The organism is Adhaeribacter rhizoryzae (assembly GCF_008629685.1).
GTDB classification, from domain to species: Bacteria; Bacteroidota; Bacteroidia; order Cytophagales; family Hymenobacteraceae; genus Adhaeribacter; species Adhaeribacter rhizoryzae.
In genome coordinates this window covers 681,293-696,184 of the sequence record NZ_VWSF01000001.1, presented here as the reverse complement: position 1 = coordinate 696,184, position 14,892 = coordinate 681,293, and the positions used below count along the sequence as shown (strand labels likewise).

Sequence of the window (14,892 nt, the reverse complement as noted above, 5' to 3'; positions counted from 1 at the left end):
AACTTTAGTCCTTAAAATATTAAGAATTAGCAGGATTGCCAACTTCGGTTAGGGCCTTTCGGCATTATCTTGTATTTTTAGCTTCTCCAGAATATTAGTTTACCTGTTAAATGGCCCATAAATTAGAATTAAAAATAATAGTAGATGTTTTTACCACTGCTTCGGAATTACCGCCCGACGAACAAAATCTTTTAACCAATGCCCAGGCAGCTTCGCGCCAAGCCTATGCGCCTTATTCCGGATTTTTGGTAGGAGCGGCTTTGCTGCTCGAAGATGGCACTACGCATTGGGGAAATAACCAGGAAAATGCTGCTTATCCTTCCGGGCTTTGTGCCGAACGAACTGCTTTATTTGGCTTACGGGCACAGAATAAAAATAAGAAAATTATTAAGATAGCTGTAACGGCTCACCGGAACGGTACTGATGGTTTTGTAGCAGCTTTGCCTTGTGGTGCTTGCCGCCAGGTAATGGCCGAATACGAAAATTTACAGGAAGCGCCTATTATGGTTTTAATGCAAGCCGATAATGGCCAGGTTTACCGCTGCGACTCGGTAAGTGCTTTGTTGCCGCTGCAATTCTCAAAAGAAAATTTGGGTTTATAAAAGGCCAGCCTTATTTATTGCAATAGCTTGAGCAATTTGACTTAAAGCACCCGGCAGTTTTACCCAGGCAATATTTTACTCCGAAGAAACTGATAAAACCTGATATTTCAGAAAATATACGTTTTTAAACAGGGCCAGAAAGTTGCGAATAGCTGACATGACTAACTATGCTTCCCACATACCTCGCATCACTACTTCCAGCAAATGGCCATCCGGGTCGCGGAAGTAAAAGGAGTAGAAGCCCCGCCCCCAATCATATTCTAATTCTATGGAAATGCCCATAGCGCTAATTTCGGCTTTGCGGGCGGCGTAATCCTGCATAGTTGTTTCGAAAGCCAGGTGCAGGTTGCCTTGCCCAAAATGCGGCGGCAATAATTTGCTTTGCTGCGAAGCGGCGGCTATAAAACACAACAATACCGAAGTACCTACCCGGAAAAAAACATGCCGGCCTGGCACTTCGCCAATAACTTCAAAACCCAAACAATTGTGGTAAAAATTTTTGGTGCGCGCTAAGTCCTGAACGTAAAGGCAGGTTTCCTTTATTCCCAGGAATTGCATGAGCACTACCAGTTAGGTTTTATGTACCACGGTAGCCGAAGCTTGGGCAGCCGGGTATACTAATATTTCGGCCAAGTTTACGTGGGGCGGGCGCGTTACCATAAACAAAATAATATCGGCAATATCTTGGGCCACCAGCGGCTGAAAACCTTGGTATACAGCTTCTGCCCGGTCTTTATCGCCTTTAAAACGTACTTCCGAAAATTCCGTTTGTACGAGGCCCGGATTAATTTCCGATACTTTGATGTTTTCTTTTAACAAATCAAAACGCATGCCTTGCGACAGGGCATCAACGGCAAATTTAGAGGCATTATACACATTGCCATTCGGGTAAGCTTCTTTGCCCGCCACCGAGCCAATATTAATGATATGACCTTGTTGCCGGCTTATCATGAGCGGAATTATTTCCTTAGATACGTACAGCAGGCCCTTTACATTTATATCCAGCATCATTTCCCAATCCTGCTCATCGCCGCTCTGAATGGGAGCCAAACCGTGCGCGTTACCGGCATTATTTACCAATACATCTATCTGGCGCCAATCTTCGGGCAAACTGCTTATAGCTTCTTTTACTTTAACTTTATCCCGCACATCAAATTCCAACGTTAAAATCCGGGCGGTGGTAATTTGGGTTTCGAGTTCCTGCAGGCGATCGGCGCGGCGGCCGGTGGCAATAATATCGAACCCGTTTTGGGCCAATAAAAGCGCGGTAGCCCTGCCAATTCCAGAAGTAGCACCGGTAATTAAAGCTATTTTATTCATGGCTTAATTCTCGAAATTCAGGTAAAGCGTAACGGTATTAGACCTTACCGCCTGCACACTGCGGCTGTAGGGGTTTACCCCGGCTGCATAGCGATTGGTTATGCCATTGGAAAACCGCAACTCCGGGGCAAATTTAAAGAACGGGTAAAACATATCGAGCCCTACGCCATACTCAATCGCAAAATCCTGGGTATTTACTTCCAGTTGGTTACTTGCGTTGGCTTTTTTCTTGTTACCAATATCAACCCCGGCCTTGGCGCCCCCTACCAAGTACATGCGTACATTGCTCCGCCGCAGCGATTTAAATTTAAATAACAGCGGAAACTCAATAGACGTAGCCCCCATTTCCTGAGTAACAGTTTCGCTGCTGGTTTTATACTCTACCCCTCTGGAGTAAAAGCTTACGCCGGGCAAAAACCGAAGATCAATAAAATCAGTTATACGGCGGTTAAGCACAAAGCCAATGGCAAAACCTGGGTAAAACTTCGGATTAACCGTCATGGAGTCGCGGAGCCGATCTACGTAATAATCGGAATGTTCGAGGGTAAACCGCGCCGTGTTACCAGCCAGGTAAAAACCGTAGTGCATGGGTTTGTCATCGTGGTTCGACAGGTTTTTCTGGATGTATTTTTTATCCTGAGCCGAAACCGTAAAACCTTTTAACACTAAAAGCAAAAAAACTAGAAAGGAAAATATTATTTTAAACCGGTATAAATAGAACTGATGCCGAAGGTAAGAGAATGCCATTGTGTGTTTTTAAATCCTACTTGCTTTAAAATATTAATAAATTCCTGCCCATCCGGAAAAGCCTGAACCGACTCCGGTAAGTATGTATACGCCGCCTGGTCTTTCGAAATAATTTTACCAAAAACCGGCAAGATATTTTTAAAGTAAAAATTGTAAACCTGTTTAAACGGGAAACTCCGCGGCTTCGAAAACTCAAGTACCACAATCCGGCCACCCGGTTTTAGTACCCGGTACATTTCGCTTAGCCCTTTATGCAGGTTCTCAAAATTACGAACGCCAAAAGCGGCCATGGTACCATCAAAAGTATTATCGGCAAACGCCAGGTTCTCCGAATCGCCGAGCTGCAGTTCAATTTTATCGGTCAGGCTTTTCTTTTTAATTTTTTCCTGCCCAACGGCCAGCATCCCCTCCGAAATATCGATTCCCACTATTTTCTGCGGGTTTAAGCTTAAAGCCTCAATGGCAAAATCGCCGGTACCGGTAGCAATATCCAACAGCAAGGTTGGTTGGTTTTGCCCCATAATTTTTACGGCCTGCTTGCGCCAGTAAATATCTATGCCGGCGCTCAAAAAATGATTTAAAAAATCGTACTTACCGGCAATGCTGTTAAACATTTGCGCTACCTGCGATTTTTTACCTGTTTGGTCATTTTTATAAGGAACTACCGACATGCTATTTTTATTGTAGAAACGAAAAACCAAAAGTAATAATCCCTTAACTTTTATTACAGATTAAGGTTTAAAAAAAAAGGCTAAACCTGGGTTTAGCCTTTTTTACGGGTTTAGAGCCCATTTAATATTTTTTATTTTTTCGGGGTAATGGTACCATTATTATTAGTACCTCCCTGAATTTTAATATCGGCTGGGTTTTCGCCTTCGCGTGCTATGATCATAAATTCGGTACGGCGGTTAAGCTGCATGTTTTCCGGTGAATCGTTAGGCGCAGCCGGACGACGTTCGCCGTAACTTACGGTAACCAGGCGGGTTTGGGCAATGCCGTTTTTAACTAAATAATCGTACGCGGCTTTGGCCCGGTTTTCACCCAATACAATGTTATATTCATCGGTGTTCCGCGAGTCGCAGTGGCCATTAATTGATAAATTAATGCCTGGGTTAGCTTTCAAAATACGCACCAGGTTATCTAATTCTGTAACCGATTCGGCCCGCAAGGTATATTCGTCGGTATCAAAATAAATTTTCTCGAAAGCTAAACGGCCGGCGGCGGTAGTATCGGTAAACGGCACAAAAAAGTCTTTTTCTATTACGGTAGTGTCATTGGTTACAACCGGAATATCAAATTCTTCGGTAGCAATATTATTGCCGTCTTTAGAAACTGAAACCTGGTATTTACGACCCGATAACACACTTACCGAATAAGTACCGGAATCTGGTTTGGTAACATCGCGGTAACTAATGGCTTGTTTATTGGCTTGTTGCCCGCTAAATACGAGCTCTACACCCGGAATAATAGATTTATCGCGCAGGTTATATACGTGACCCCGGATAACCACATTCTTAATGTAATTAATGGTCCAGATATCTTTCTCGCCGTAGCCACCCATGCGGTAAGACGATAAGTAAGCGTAAGAACCATCGGGGCTTAAACGGTAATAAGCATCATCATCGGGCGTGTTAATCGGATAGCCCATGTTTTCGGGCCGGCTCCAGCGCCGCGAAACCGAATCGAACTTGGTTACAAACACATCGTAACCGCCCATGCTGTTGTGGCCTCTGGAAGTAAAATACATGGTTTTACCATCGCGGGTCAGGTAAGGGCTATCATCATCGTCGGGCGAGTTAATTAAAGTACCCATGCTTTTGGGTTTACCCCAACCGCCGTTGGCATCGCGCTCCGATACATAAATATCTTTGTCGCCGTTTTCGGAATAATGGCTCGTAGAATAATATAAGAATTTACCATCCGGGGTAATGTAAGCATCACCTTCGTAATCGCGGGTATTAATATTATTGCCTAACGGCTTAGGAGCCGACCAAGTGCCATTTTCGAGGGTGCTGAAAAAGAAGTCACCGTTGTTCTGGTCGCGGTATAATAAAAGTTTAGTATCGTTATCGAACAACTGGATAGCCGCATCGTGAAACTGCGAGTTAATATTGGCAACCGGTTTAGGTTGTTGCCAGGCAGCAGTAGGATCAGTGCGGCGGGTTTCAAAAATATCTTCGTAATATTCGCCGTACTGGTCGGCTTTACCGCCGGTTACATTTTCGGAACGGGAAGTAAACAGCAAATAATTATCATCCGTAGCAATAACCGGGCTGTGTTCTGAATAAGCAGTATTTACCTCATCACCCAGGTTTTTCACGAAAATATCTTTTGCGTTGTTAAACTGCGCTTTAGCATTGCGGCTTTGCTGCATCAACCGGGCAATTTCGGGCTTGCGCTCATCGTTCTTTTTGAGGGTAGCATCATAAGCCCGGTAGTGGGCCACGGCCTCATCGAACCGGTAATTTAAATGGTCGATGCGGCCCAGCCAATATTCTACATCTTTGGCTACTTTGGGGTTTAACCGCTGCGCCCGGTAAATATACTCGCTCGCTTTCTCTTTATCGAACGAAATATAACTTACCCCCGACCGAAACAAGGCTTGTGCATTATCCGGGTCTTTGGCTAGCACCTGTTCGTAAAAAGGAATAGCCGACCGGTAATTTTCATCATCAAAAAACTTATTTCCTCTTTTCACTAACTGCCGGTTGCTCTGGGCCATAGCCGAAAAGGCCACCAGCAGCGCAAAACAGAATAGAAAAGAAAACCTGAAAACTCTAGTAGTTGAATTATTCATATGAAATGGTTATTATTTTCAGATAAGTTTAAGGTTTGTAATTATTTTCTGATTGAAGAATTAGCATAAGAAAAATTATATATTCGGTAATTATACGCTAGTTAGCAAAGTTTGATATAGCTATTCTTCTAAATTTAACCCTCTAAAATGGTTTGCCGCCGTTAGTATCCCAATATTATTGTAGTTTCTGATTTCCCGATTGGCTTAAATTCTGCGCTAAGATAGAAAACTTAAGTATATTCAAAAAATTATCTAAATTATCTGTCTTAAAATATTACACCAATCTATATAGAAAAGGCTTATATAAAGCTATTTAAAAGTTTGAGGGTAATTTTTATTTCTACAATAATACCACCGCCGGTCAATTTTATTTACACCTGAAATGCCCGAAAGCATTTTTACAGCCGCTCAAAAACTTAAAACCAGCCGTATCATTGTACAAATGTATGTTTAAGGGCAAATCAAAACGGGTAATTCACGCCTCTGAATTACCCGTTTAAATAAACAAAATAAATATTAGTTTGCTACTCGGTTGGTTCTAAATTTATAACCAAGCCCATCGCCATTTCATTTTTCGCGGGTAAGGGTTTCGTGTTTTTAGCCGCAAAGCGGATGCGGCCCGGCTCTAAACCTTTTGCATTTAAATATTTAATAACGCTGGCGGCTCTTTGCTGATTTAACTTTTTCTTATCCTGTACAGTATCTTCGGTATTCCGGTAATCGGTAATTACAGCATCTACCTGCGGATTATCTAATAAATAAGTATACAGCCAATCTAATTCTGCCAACGAATAACTCTTAATAAACTCCTGATTAGGGTAAAACTGAATATTTTGTAAGGCTAAGCGCGACACTGCCACACTATCTGGCTGCAGCATTGCGGTAAAGTTTTCGGCGTCGTTACCTTCCGGCTGGTTCAGCATCTGCGAACGAATCTGGTAGCCATTGCTCTCGATTAATAAACCATAAGTTTTATCTTTATCCAGTTCCAGTTCAAAATAGCCTTCAGGAGTTGTTTCTACCTGCACATCGGTGTTAAAAAGCGTTTTATCCAGTAAGGTAATGCGGGCTGCCAGGGTATCGTTGGTTTTGGCATCTATTACATAGCCCATAAATTTGCGAGTTTGGTTTACCTGGGCAGCCTGGGCCTTGGTAAGGGCCGGCATAATGGCTTCTAAGTCATCGTCGCCGACCATAGCGGTGTAAGGGCCAATCATTTCTTCGGGCTCCGTTGAAGCAATAACTTCTTCTTTCTCTACAGAATAAATATCGCTTTCGCCAAAACCACCCGGCCGGTCCGATGAAAAATAAGCAACTTTCCCGTCTTGGGTCTGCACGTAAAAAGCATCGTCGTAAGGCGAGTTAATGGGTACGCCCATATTTTGCGCCAGCGACCAAACCGCGCCGTTAATAGTAGATTTAAAAATATCGTAGCCTCCAATGGTGTTGTGGCCTTTAGAGCTAAAATACAGCATATTATTGTCGGCACTTAAAAATGGGGCATCTTCGTCGTAAACTGTATTAATATTGGGCCCTAGGTTAATGGCTTCGCTCCAGTTACCGTTGCCATCGGCTATGCTCATGTACAAATCCAAACCGCCGTAACCACCCGGCCGATCAGAAGAAAAGAAAGCGAAATTATTATCGGCAGATAAAACAAAAGACAGTTCGTGGTGCTTGGTATTAATATTAGACCCTAGTTTTACGGGTGCTTGCCAAACGTTATCTTTTTCTTTTTTGCTCTCGTAAATATCGCCTTTGCCATTTTTGTTGCTGTAAAAATACATTTTATTACCATCGGCGGTTACGGCCAGTATAGCTTCGTGGCTGGGGGTATTAAATGGTTCTTTCAGGCGAGCCGGCGACGACCAGTTTTCTTCCATCCGGTTAATCATAAAAATATCTTCGTCGGAAGTAGCGGTTGGCTTGCGCAGGTCTTTGGAACGCTGCGAGGTAAACAAAATGGTGTTATCGTTGGCGGTTAAAACCGGTACATGATCCACACTGGCCGAATTAACCAAAGCACCCAAATTATCTACTTTAACTTTAAGCGGGTTTGCCATTAACTGTTTGCCCGCAATGCATTCGTTAATTTTTTTCTGGTAAACGGCTACCTCGGCGCTGTTCTTTTTTTCGCGCTTTAATAAATCGTAGTAAACGGTAATAGCATTATCGTAATCGGCAGATAACTGATAAGCTAAAGCTAATTGCTGATTTAAATCCTGGGAATATTTTTTATTTACCGCTATGGCCTGTTTAAAATAAGCTACGGCTTTAGCTGGTTGGTTAATTCCTAAATACAGGCTTCCCAAACGAGCATTGCTCAAAAAATGGTTGGGCGTTTTTTGCAGCACTTGTAAATAAAGCGCTTCGGCCTGCTTTAAGTCTTGCTGGGCGTAAGCGGCTTCGGCTTCCTGTATGTTATCTTTTTTTAATGGTTCAGCAAATCCTTCAGAACCAATCAGGCTCATTAAGAGTAGCATAATCATACATTTGTAGTTCTGTTTCATACTTTTGGCTTTTGAAAGAATTAACTATTCGGCTATCGTACTTTTATTATTTTTAAATAATCTTAGTTATTAATTACAATATCTAAATCTATGTTTTTGCATTTAATCAACAACACATTAACATACATAAATATATTGCAGCAAAGATGTAAATTTTATAATTGTATTTATTATTACTAATAAAGCGGCTTAAATATTAAATTACCAAGCTTTATAAGAGTAAAAGTAAAATAAAGGCACGACATACTCAAATAGTATAATACCATTTTTTCAAGAATATAATAAATTCATATAGTAAAGTAAAAATAATGATAATTAAAGAAGCAACCTTTATCAGCAGCAATACCACCGTAGATAAATGCCCCGCAACCGATTTGCCGGAGTACGCTTTTATTGGACGATCGAATGTGGGAAAGTCTTCGTTGATTAATATGCTAACGGGCCGGAATAAATTAGCCAAAACTTCATCTTTACCCGGTAAAACCCAGCTCATTAACCACTTTAAAATAAACGACAACTGGTATCTGGTCGATTTACCAGGCTACGGGTGGGCCAAAGTGAGTAAAGAATCTAGGGATAAATGGCAGAAGATGATTAAAACTTATTTGCAGCAACGCAAAAACCTGGCCTGCGTTTTTTTATTGATCGATTCGCGGCACGACCCGCAGCAATCCGATCTGGATTTTATTCAGTTGCTGGGAACGTTGGGAGTTCCTTTTGTACTGGTATTTACCAAAACCGATAAACAATCGTTAAACAAAACCCAGGAAGCTGTGGCGGTGTATAAAAAGAAGTTGCTGGAAAGTTGGGAAGAATTACCCCAAATGTTTTTTACTTCTTCGGAAGAGAAAAAAGGCCGCGATGAAATTTTAGATTTTATAGAATCGGTAAACGCCGAATTAAATAATTAATGCCTTATTTTTGGCACTAAAATTGGGCAAAGAGACGTTGTTAACCCATTGTAAATAATATTAAAGTTTTATGAAATTAAAAGTTTTAGGTTTTTGCGCTTTTCTGCTGTTGGCTGGTTTTTCAGCTTCGGCCCAAACCACTACCCCGGCAGCAACTGTTAAACTACAAAGCCCGCCCCCTACTAACAAAGTACCGGTAGCCGAATTTTACGAAGGCGGCCAGGAGGCGATGTACGAATTTATTAACAAAGAAATGGTTTATCCGCCATTAGCCAAACGTAACCGCATTGCCGGCCAAATTATTGTAAGCTTTGTGCTAAACGAAGATGGCTCTACTGCCAGCCACAAAATAGTGAAAGATGCCAGCGGCGGTTTAGGTGCCGAGGCTTTAAGATTAGTAAAGCTGTTAAAATTTAAAGCGCCTGGTTATAGCCTGAATACAAGTATTCCTATTAACTTTAAACTTTAAAACTTAAACGTTATTTATGCCTGTTGATTTAAAAGATATTGCTTCTATTGCCGGTATGAGCGGCTTATACCGGGTGGTAAGTCCATCGCGCAATGGTATAGTGGTGGAAACTTTGGATGAAAAAAATAATCGTTTTGTCGCACAGGCAAAGCACCGCATCTCGTTGTTGAGCGAAATATCTGTTTACCAGCAAAATACCGAAGAAACCCTGCCATTGGCAGAAGTTTTCGAACGGATTCGCCAGCAGGAAGGCCCGGAAATAAAGGTTAACCCAAAATCGTCGAATGCGGAGCTAACCCAGTTTATGGAAACCATTGTGCCGGACTACGACCGCGAACGCGTTTATATATCGGATATTAAAAAGATTACCGGCTGGTATAATATTGTAAGCAAACACGTACCGTTTACCGAGGCCGCTGCCGAAGAAAATATTGCTCCGGAACCCGAAACGGCCGAAGACAAAGCAGAAACTGCAGCTAAAACAAAATAATAACCCAAGTTCGGTTAAAAAATAAGAATCCTCGCAAGAGGATTTTTTTTTGCCCGTGGCCCTCTCCTTTTTCCTCGTCCTGAATATTTAAATAACTTACCAACTAATTCAAGAGGTTTGGTTTAAAATAAAAATATGAAAGTATTTAAGTTTGGTGGTGCTTCGGTAAAAGATGCAGCGGCTGTAATAAATGTGGCCGCCATTGTGCAGCAGTATTCGGGCCCACTTTTAATTGTGGTTTCGGCTATGGGTAAAACCACCAATGCATTGGAAGAAGTTTTCCAATTGGCGGAAAACCACCAGGACTATGAACCCGCGCTACAAAAAATAGAATATTACCACCGCCAAATAACCACCGAATTATTCCCGGATAACCAGCACCCGGTGTTTGCGCATTTGCAAGATCAGTTTTCCCAAATCCGGCAATATTTGCAAAACCTACCCGCCGGCCCGCCAGACGAACACTATGACCAAATAGTTAGCCAAGGCGAATTAATATCATCTGTTATTCTTTACCATTATTTAGCCCACGCTGGTTTTCCGGCAGCTTGGTTAGATTGCCGCACATGCATTGCTACGGATTGCGGTTGGCGCGAAGCCCGCGTAGATTGGGCTACTACCGAAAAAAATATGCAAGATAAAGTAGCGCCTTTGTTACAAGATAAAATAATTATTACCCAAGGCTTTTTGGGCGGCGCTGCCGAAAACCGCACTACCACGCTAGGCCGCGAAGGTTCGGATTTTAGCGGAGCAATATTTGCTTACTGCCTGCAAGCCGAGTCGCTTACCATCTGGAAAGACGTAGCCGGCTTTTTAAACGCTGATCCTAAATATTTTTTGCGCACGCATAAGTACGACGAAATATCTTACCAGGAAACGGTAGAAATGGCCTATTACGGTGCCAGCGTTATTCACCCCAAAACCATTAAACCGCTGGCCAACCGCCAAATTCCGTTGTATGTAAAATCGTTTTTGCAGCCGCAGGAACCCGGCACGGTTATAAAAGATTCTAAACACGAAAAGCTAGTGCCGGCTTTTATCCGGAAGGGTAACCAGTGTTTGCTGTCGTTTGGCGTACGGGATTTTACGTTTGTTTCGGAGCGAAATTTAAGCGCTATTTTTAACGCGCTGGCCGAACTGCGGTTTAAAATAAATTTGATGCAAAACTCCGCCATATCGTTTTCGGTATGTACCGATTACGACGCCGACCGGCTGCAATTGCTACAAGAACAGTTACAAGAGCAATTTATTTTTCATTACAACGCCGGGCTGTTGTTGTACACTATTAAAAATTATACCGAAGACAGCATTAACCACCTGACCAACGGCAAAGAAATATTACTCGAACAACGCACCCGCTCTACTTTTCAGTTTGTGTGCCGCGAAAAAGAATAAATATTTGCCCGTTGAAGAATAATTTGTTTAAATCTAAAAGGCTACGCTATGGAATTTATTAAAGTAACCAACCAGATTCGGGAGCATATCTCTTTAATAGAATTTAATCGGCCCAAAGAATTGAATGCGCTCAGTCCGCAACTAATGAGCGAACTACGCGATGCTTTACTAGCCTTAGACCAGGACGAAAGTGTGCGGGTAATAATTTTAACCGGCAACGAAAAAGCTTTTGCTGCCGGTGCCGATATAAAACAAATGGCCGATAAATCGGCTATTGACATGCTCCTACAAGACCAGTTTGCCACCTGGGACCAAATTAAAAAAACCAGGAAGCCCATTATTGCTGCCGTATCAGGTTTTGCGTTGGGTGGGGGCTGTGAACTAGCCATGACCTGCGACATGATTATTGCCTCCGAAACCGCTTTGTTTGGTCAGCCTGAGATAAAAATTGGGGTGCTACCCGGGGCCGGTGGTACCCAACGCTTAACCCGCGCGCTCGGCAAAGTTAAAGCCATGGAAATGGTACTCACGGGCAAATTTATTTCCGCGGAAGAAGCCGAAAAGTACGGCTTGGTGAACCGGGTGGTACCCGTAGAATTATACCTGGAAGAAGCTTTTAAACTAGCCGCCGAAATTGCACAGCAATCGCCGGTAGCGGTTCGCCTGGCCAAAGAAGCCGTGCTGCGGTCTTTTGAATCTTCGTTGGAAGAAGGCCTTTATTTTGAGCGCAAAAACTTTTACCTGGCTTTCGCCTCCGAAGATCAGAAAGAAGGCATGGAAGCTTTTATTCAAAAACGTAAGCCGGATTTCAAGGGAAGGTAATATAATTAGCTTTTTTGTTCTTCAAATAACTGGTGGAAATAACTGGTTAAATTAACTAGTGAAATGTAATATTTGCCTGTACACCATTTACAAGGCTGCTAGTATATTATTTACAAGGCTATGGAGCCCACCCATGTCATTCAGGAGGAAACTATTTAGCAGGCAGCCAAATAGTTTCCTCCTGAATGACACGAGTGGATTACTTACCTCTTTTTCAAAATTTATTAAACACCAATTAATTTAATCATTAACTTTTCCCAATATTTATTACTTAAAGAACAAGTAAGCCAATAAAATAGCAATCACAGCCCCCACAAAATCAGCAATTAGACCGCAGGTAACGGAGTAGCGCGTATTACGAATACCAACTGAGCCGAAGTAAACCGCGAGAATATAAAAAGTAGTTTCGGTACCGCCCTGAATACAGGAGGCCACCCGCCCGACAAACGAATCGGCGCCGTAAGTTTTCATCGCATCCAGCATCAGTCCGCGGGCGCCGCTGCCGCTCAGGGGTTTCATAAATGCTACGGGTAAGGCCGGCACAAATTCGGTATCGAAGCCCATTTGGGCAAAAGCCCAGCCCATGCCGTTTACTATCATATCCAGAGCGCCCGAAGCCCGGAAAACGCCAATGGCCACCAGCATAGCTACCAGATACGGAATAATATTAATAGAAACGCCAAAGCCTTCTTTGGCCCCTTCGATAAAAGCATCGTACACGTTTACTTTCCGCAGCCAGGCCAAGGCAATGAAAGAAACAATAATGCTAAATAATATAATATTACTGGCTACCTGCGATATTAAAGCTACGCGTTCCTGGGTTTGGGCGGACATGTAAAAAATCACTAGTCCAATGAGTAAAAAAGCCGTGCCCAGGTAAGCCATTATTACCCAATCGAATAAATTGATGCGCTGGTAAATGGCTACCAGAATTAAACTAAAGAAAGCCGTGATAAGCGTGGTAAGCAAAACCGGAATAAAAATATCGGTTGGGTCGGCGGCGCCCATTTGGGTGCGGTAAACAATTACACTAATCGGAATAATGGTAAGACCGGCCGTGTTAAGCACCAGAAACATTATTTGCGGGTTAGAAGCTGTTTCCTTCGTAGGGTTTAGCTCCTGCATTTCTTTCATGGCTTTGAGGCCCAGCGGGGTAGCCGCATTATCCAGGCCCAGCATGTTGGCCGAAAAATTCATGAGAATAGAACCGAAAACCGGGTGGTTCTTGGGTAAGTCCGGGAAAATGCGGTTAAAAAAAGGCCCCACGGCTTTGGCCAAGAGTGCCACAATACCACCCCGCTCCCCTATTTTCATCAGGCCCAGCCACAAAGTCATTACCCCGGTTAAGCCCAGCGATATTTCGAAACCGGTTTTGGCATTATCGAAGGTGCTGGTTACCAAAGCCTGGAAAATGGCGGTATCCTGAAAAAATATCAGCTTAAAAAGGGCAATAACAAAAGCAATCAGGAAAAAGGCAATCCAGAGGTAATTTAAAGCCATGTACGCTTCCGAAATTTCATCAAAAATATAGCCGACAAGATACTGCTTCTTCCGGAAAGGTAGTTAAATCGGACAGAAACTTTTTAATTGCTCTTGCGCAGTGGTTTATTAAATTATTGTTGCTTCTGTGCTTTAAATTTCAGCAGAATATTTATTTATCAGGCTGGTCAGTTTATCAATATCGGCTTTGGTATGTAAACTATTTAGAATAATGCGGGTTACGGGTTCATGCTGGGGTGTAGGATAGGCAAAACTGGAAATTAGAATATCGTGCGCCAGCAAATATTGGTACAATTGCTTTTGGGCAGTATAAAACACCGGATAATCTGGAAAACTTTGGAAGAGCGTTCTGTCTTTTAGACCAGATAAGAAATAATTAATATTCAGGAAGAGCTGCGCCCGGGCTTCTTCATAAATATTGGCGGCCTGCATAAAAGCGTACAAATAAGCCGGCACCACCGGCGAGGCTCCACCAAAAAAAGGGTGCTGCTTTAACCTTTGAATAGTAGCCGCATCGGCTAAAATAACGCCACCCGGAATACCCAATGCCTTACCCAACGAACTTACTACAATTAATTTTATGGCCGGTGGCAAAACCAACTCGCTGTAAATACCCGCTCCATTCTGGCCGGTTACACCCAAACCATGCGAATCATCAATAATTAAGGTAATATTTTTTGTTGTTTCTAGCTTGTTTAGCCAGGACAAATCATGCTTTTTAGCCAGTAAAGGATCGAGAGAATTAAATAAAATAAAAATATTGTTGGCGTCTGCGGTAGAAATATTAGAGGGTAACTGGGTAGCCCATTCTTCGAAACTCAGGTTATTGGCAGTATAGGTTGTTTGCCACAAGGCTGGGTGGGTGCGTGGGCCGTAAATAAAAGTACCGCTGCCTGCCAACGCCTGCACCACCAATTGCCCCGCCAGAAACCCCGACGATACGGTTAGTGCCGCTTCGGCCCCGGTATAAGTTGCCAAATAGTTTTCGGTTTCTTCGAAAACCGCCAATTGCACATTAGACAACCGCGAACTGGAATAATTTAGCCCGTATTGTCTGAACCCTGCTTGTAGTAACGCCTGAAATTTTTGGTTGCGGGACATGCCCAGGTAAGAAGTGCCGCTGAAATACAAATATTCCCGGCCGTTGGCCGTTAAGGTTCGGCCAGGTAACTCTTCCGAATTTAATATTTGCGCGGACACCCGAATGAGCGATTTATAACAGTACAGACCTTTCTCTTAAACTTAAATAAGAAAAGCACACATTCCAACATTTAATCAATTTTGCTCAGGCTTTATATAATATTTACATAGCCAATTTTCGGAATTACA

General features: G+C 42.7%; 14 protein-coding genes. 6 read left to right on the top strand and 8 right to left on the bottom strand.

The window, feature by feature from the left end:
* The first annotated feature begins 110 nt into the window (after nucleotides 1-110).
* Nucleotides 111-602: a cytidine deaminase gene (gene cdd / locus F0145_RS02835; protein ID WP_150086634.1), complete on the top strand. Its 492-nt coding sequence runs from the start codon at nucleotides 111-113 to the stop codon at nucleotides 600-602.
* 165 nt (nucleotides 603-767) lie between these two features.
* Here cdd and F0145_RS02830 read toward each other — a convergent pair whose 3' ends face one another.
* The 6 genes from F0145_RS02830 to F0145_RS02805 all read right to left on the bottom strand — a co-directional run bounded on the left by F0145_RS02830 (nucleotide 768) and on the right by F0145_RS02805 (nucleotide 7,976).
* Nucleotides 768-1,160, bottom strand: coding sequence for a VOC family protein (locus tag F0145_RS02830; RefSeq protein ID WP_150086632.1), 393 nt, complete (start codon nucleotides 1,158-1,160; stop codon nucleotides 768-770).
* Between the two features lie 12 nt (nucleotides 1,161-1,172).
* On the bottom strand, nucleotides 1,173-1,922 hold the full coding sequence (locus F0145_RS02825; protein WP_150086630.1) for an SDR family NAD(P)-dependent oxidoreductase: 750 nt from the start codon (nucleotides 1,920-1,922) through the stop codon (nucleotides 1,173-1,175).
* Between the two features lie 3 nt (nucleotides 1,923-1,925).
* A complete protein-coding gene (gene porT, locus F0145_RS02820; protein ID WP_190277455.1) occupies nucleotides 1,926-2,597 on the bottom strand; it encodes a type IX secretion/gliding motility protein PorT/SprT in 672 nt (223 codons plus the stop codon).
* Nucleotides 2,598-2,617: 20 nt separating this feature from the next.
* Nucleotides 2,618-3,340 (bottom strand): bifunctional demethylmenaquinone methyltransferase/2-methoxy-6-polyprenyl-1,4-benzoquinol methylase UbiE, encoded by a 723-nt coding sequence (gene ubiE / locus F0145_RS02815; protein WP_150086626.1) that lies wholly within the window; start codon nucleotides 3,338-3,340, stop codon nucleotides 2,618-2,620.
* Nucleotides 3,341-3,471: 131 nt separating this feature from the next.
* Nucleotides 3,472-5,466, bottom strand: a complete 1,995-nt coding sequence (locus F0145_RS02810) for an OmpA family protein (RefSeq protein WP_150086624.1) — start codon at nucleotides 5,464-5,466, stop codon at nucleotides 3,472-3,474.
* 524 nt (nucleotides 5,467-5,990) lie between these two features.
* Nucleotides 5,991-7,976 carry a PD40 domain-containing protein gene (locus F0145_RS02805; protein ID WP_150086622.1) on the bottom strand — a complete coding sequence of 662 codons (1,986 nt, stop codon included), beginning with the start codon at nucleotides 7,974-7,976 and terminating at the stop codon, nucleotides 5,991-5,993.
* 308 nt (nucleotides 7,977-8,284) lie between these two features.
* Here F0145_RS02805 and yihA point away from each other — a divergent pair, with 308 nt between their 5' ends.
* The 5 genes from yihA to F0145_RS02780 all read left to right on the top strand — a co-directional run bounded on the left by yihA (nucleotide 8,285) and on the right by F0145_RS02780 (nucleotide 12,063).
* Nucleotides 8,285-8,887, top strand: coding sequence for a ribosome biogenesis GTP-binding protein YihA/YsxC (gene yihA / locus F0145_RS02800; protein ID WP_150086620.1), 603 nt, complete (start codon nucleotides 8,285-8,287; stop codon nucleotides 8,885-8,887).
* A 70-nt stretch (nucleotides 8,888-8,957) separates the two neighbouring features.
* The gene (locus F0145_RS02795; RefSeq protein ID WP_150086618.1) at nucleotides 8,958-9,356 is read left to right on the top strand and encodes an energy transducer TonB; all 399 of its coding nucleotides are present in this window, start codon (nucleotides 8,958-8,960) and stop codon (nucleotides 9,354-9,356) included.
* 16 nt (nucleotides 9,357-9,372) lie between these two features.
* Nucleotides 9,373-9,846 (top strand): DUF5606 family protein, encoded by a 474-nt coding sequence (locus F0145_RS02790; protein ID WP_150086616.1) that lies wholly within the window; start codon nucleotides 9,373-9,375, stop codon nucleotides 9,844-9,846.
* Between the two features lie 135 nt (nucleotides 9,847-9,981).
* Nucleotides 9,982-11,241: an aspartate kinase gene (locus F0145_RS02785; RefSeq protein ID WP_150086615.1), complete on the top strand. Its 1,260-nt coding sequence runs from the start codon at nucleotides 9,982-9,984 to the stop codon at nucleotides 11,239-11,241.
* Nucleotides 11,242-11,289: 48 nt separating this feature from the next.
* The gene (locus F0145_RS02780) at nucleotides 11,290-12,063 is read left to right on the top strand and encodes an enoyl-CoA hydratase-related protein (RefSeq protein WP_150086612.1); all 774 of its coding nucleotides are present in this window, start codon (nucleotides 11,290-11,292) and stop codon (nucleotides 12,061-12,063) included.
* 267 nt (nucleotides 12,064-12,330) lie between these two features.
* Here the strand turns inward: F0145_RS02780 and F0145_RS02775 are convergent, their stop codons facing one another.
* Together F0145_RS02775 and F0145_RS02770 are read right to left on the bottom strand one after the other, a co-directional pair.
* Nucleotides 12,331-13,563, bottom strand: a complete 1,233-nt coding sequence (locus F0145_RS02775) for a nucleoside recognition domain-containing protein (protein ID WP_150086610.1) — start codon at nucleotides 13,561-13,563, stop codon at nucleotides 12,331-12,333.
* A 132-nt stretch (nucleotides 13,564-13,695) separates the two neighbouring features.
* Nucleotides 13,696-14,763: an aminotransferase class I/II-fold pyridoxal phosphate-dependent enzyme gene (locus F0145_RS02770; protein WP_223815780.1), complete on the bottom strand. Its 1,068-nt coding sequence runs from the start codon at nucleotides 14,761-14,763 to the stop codon at nucleotides 13,696-13,698.
* Between the last annotated feature and the right edge of the window lie 129 nt (nucleotides 14,764-14,892).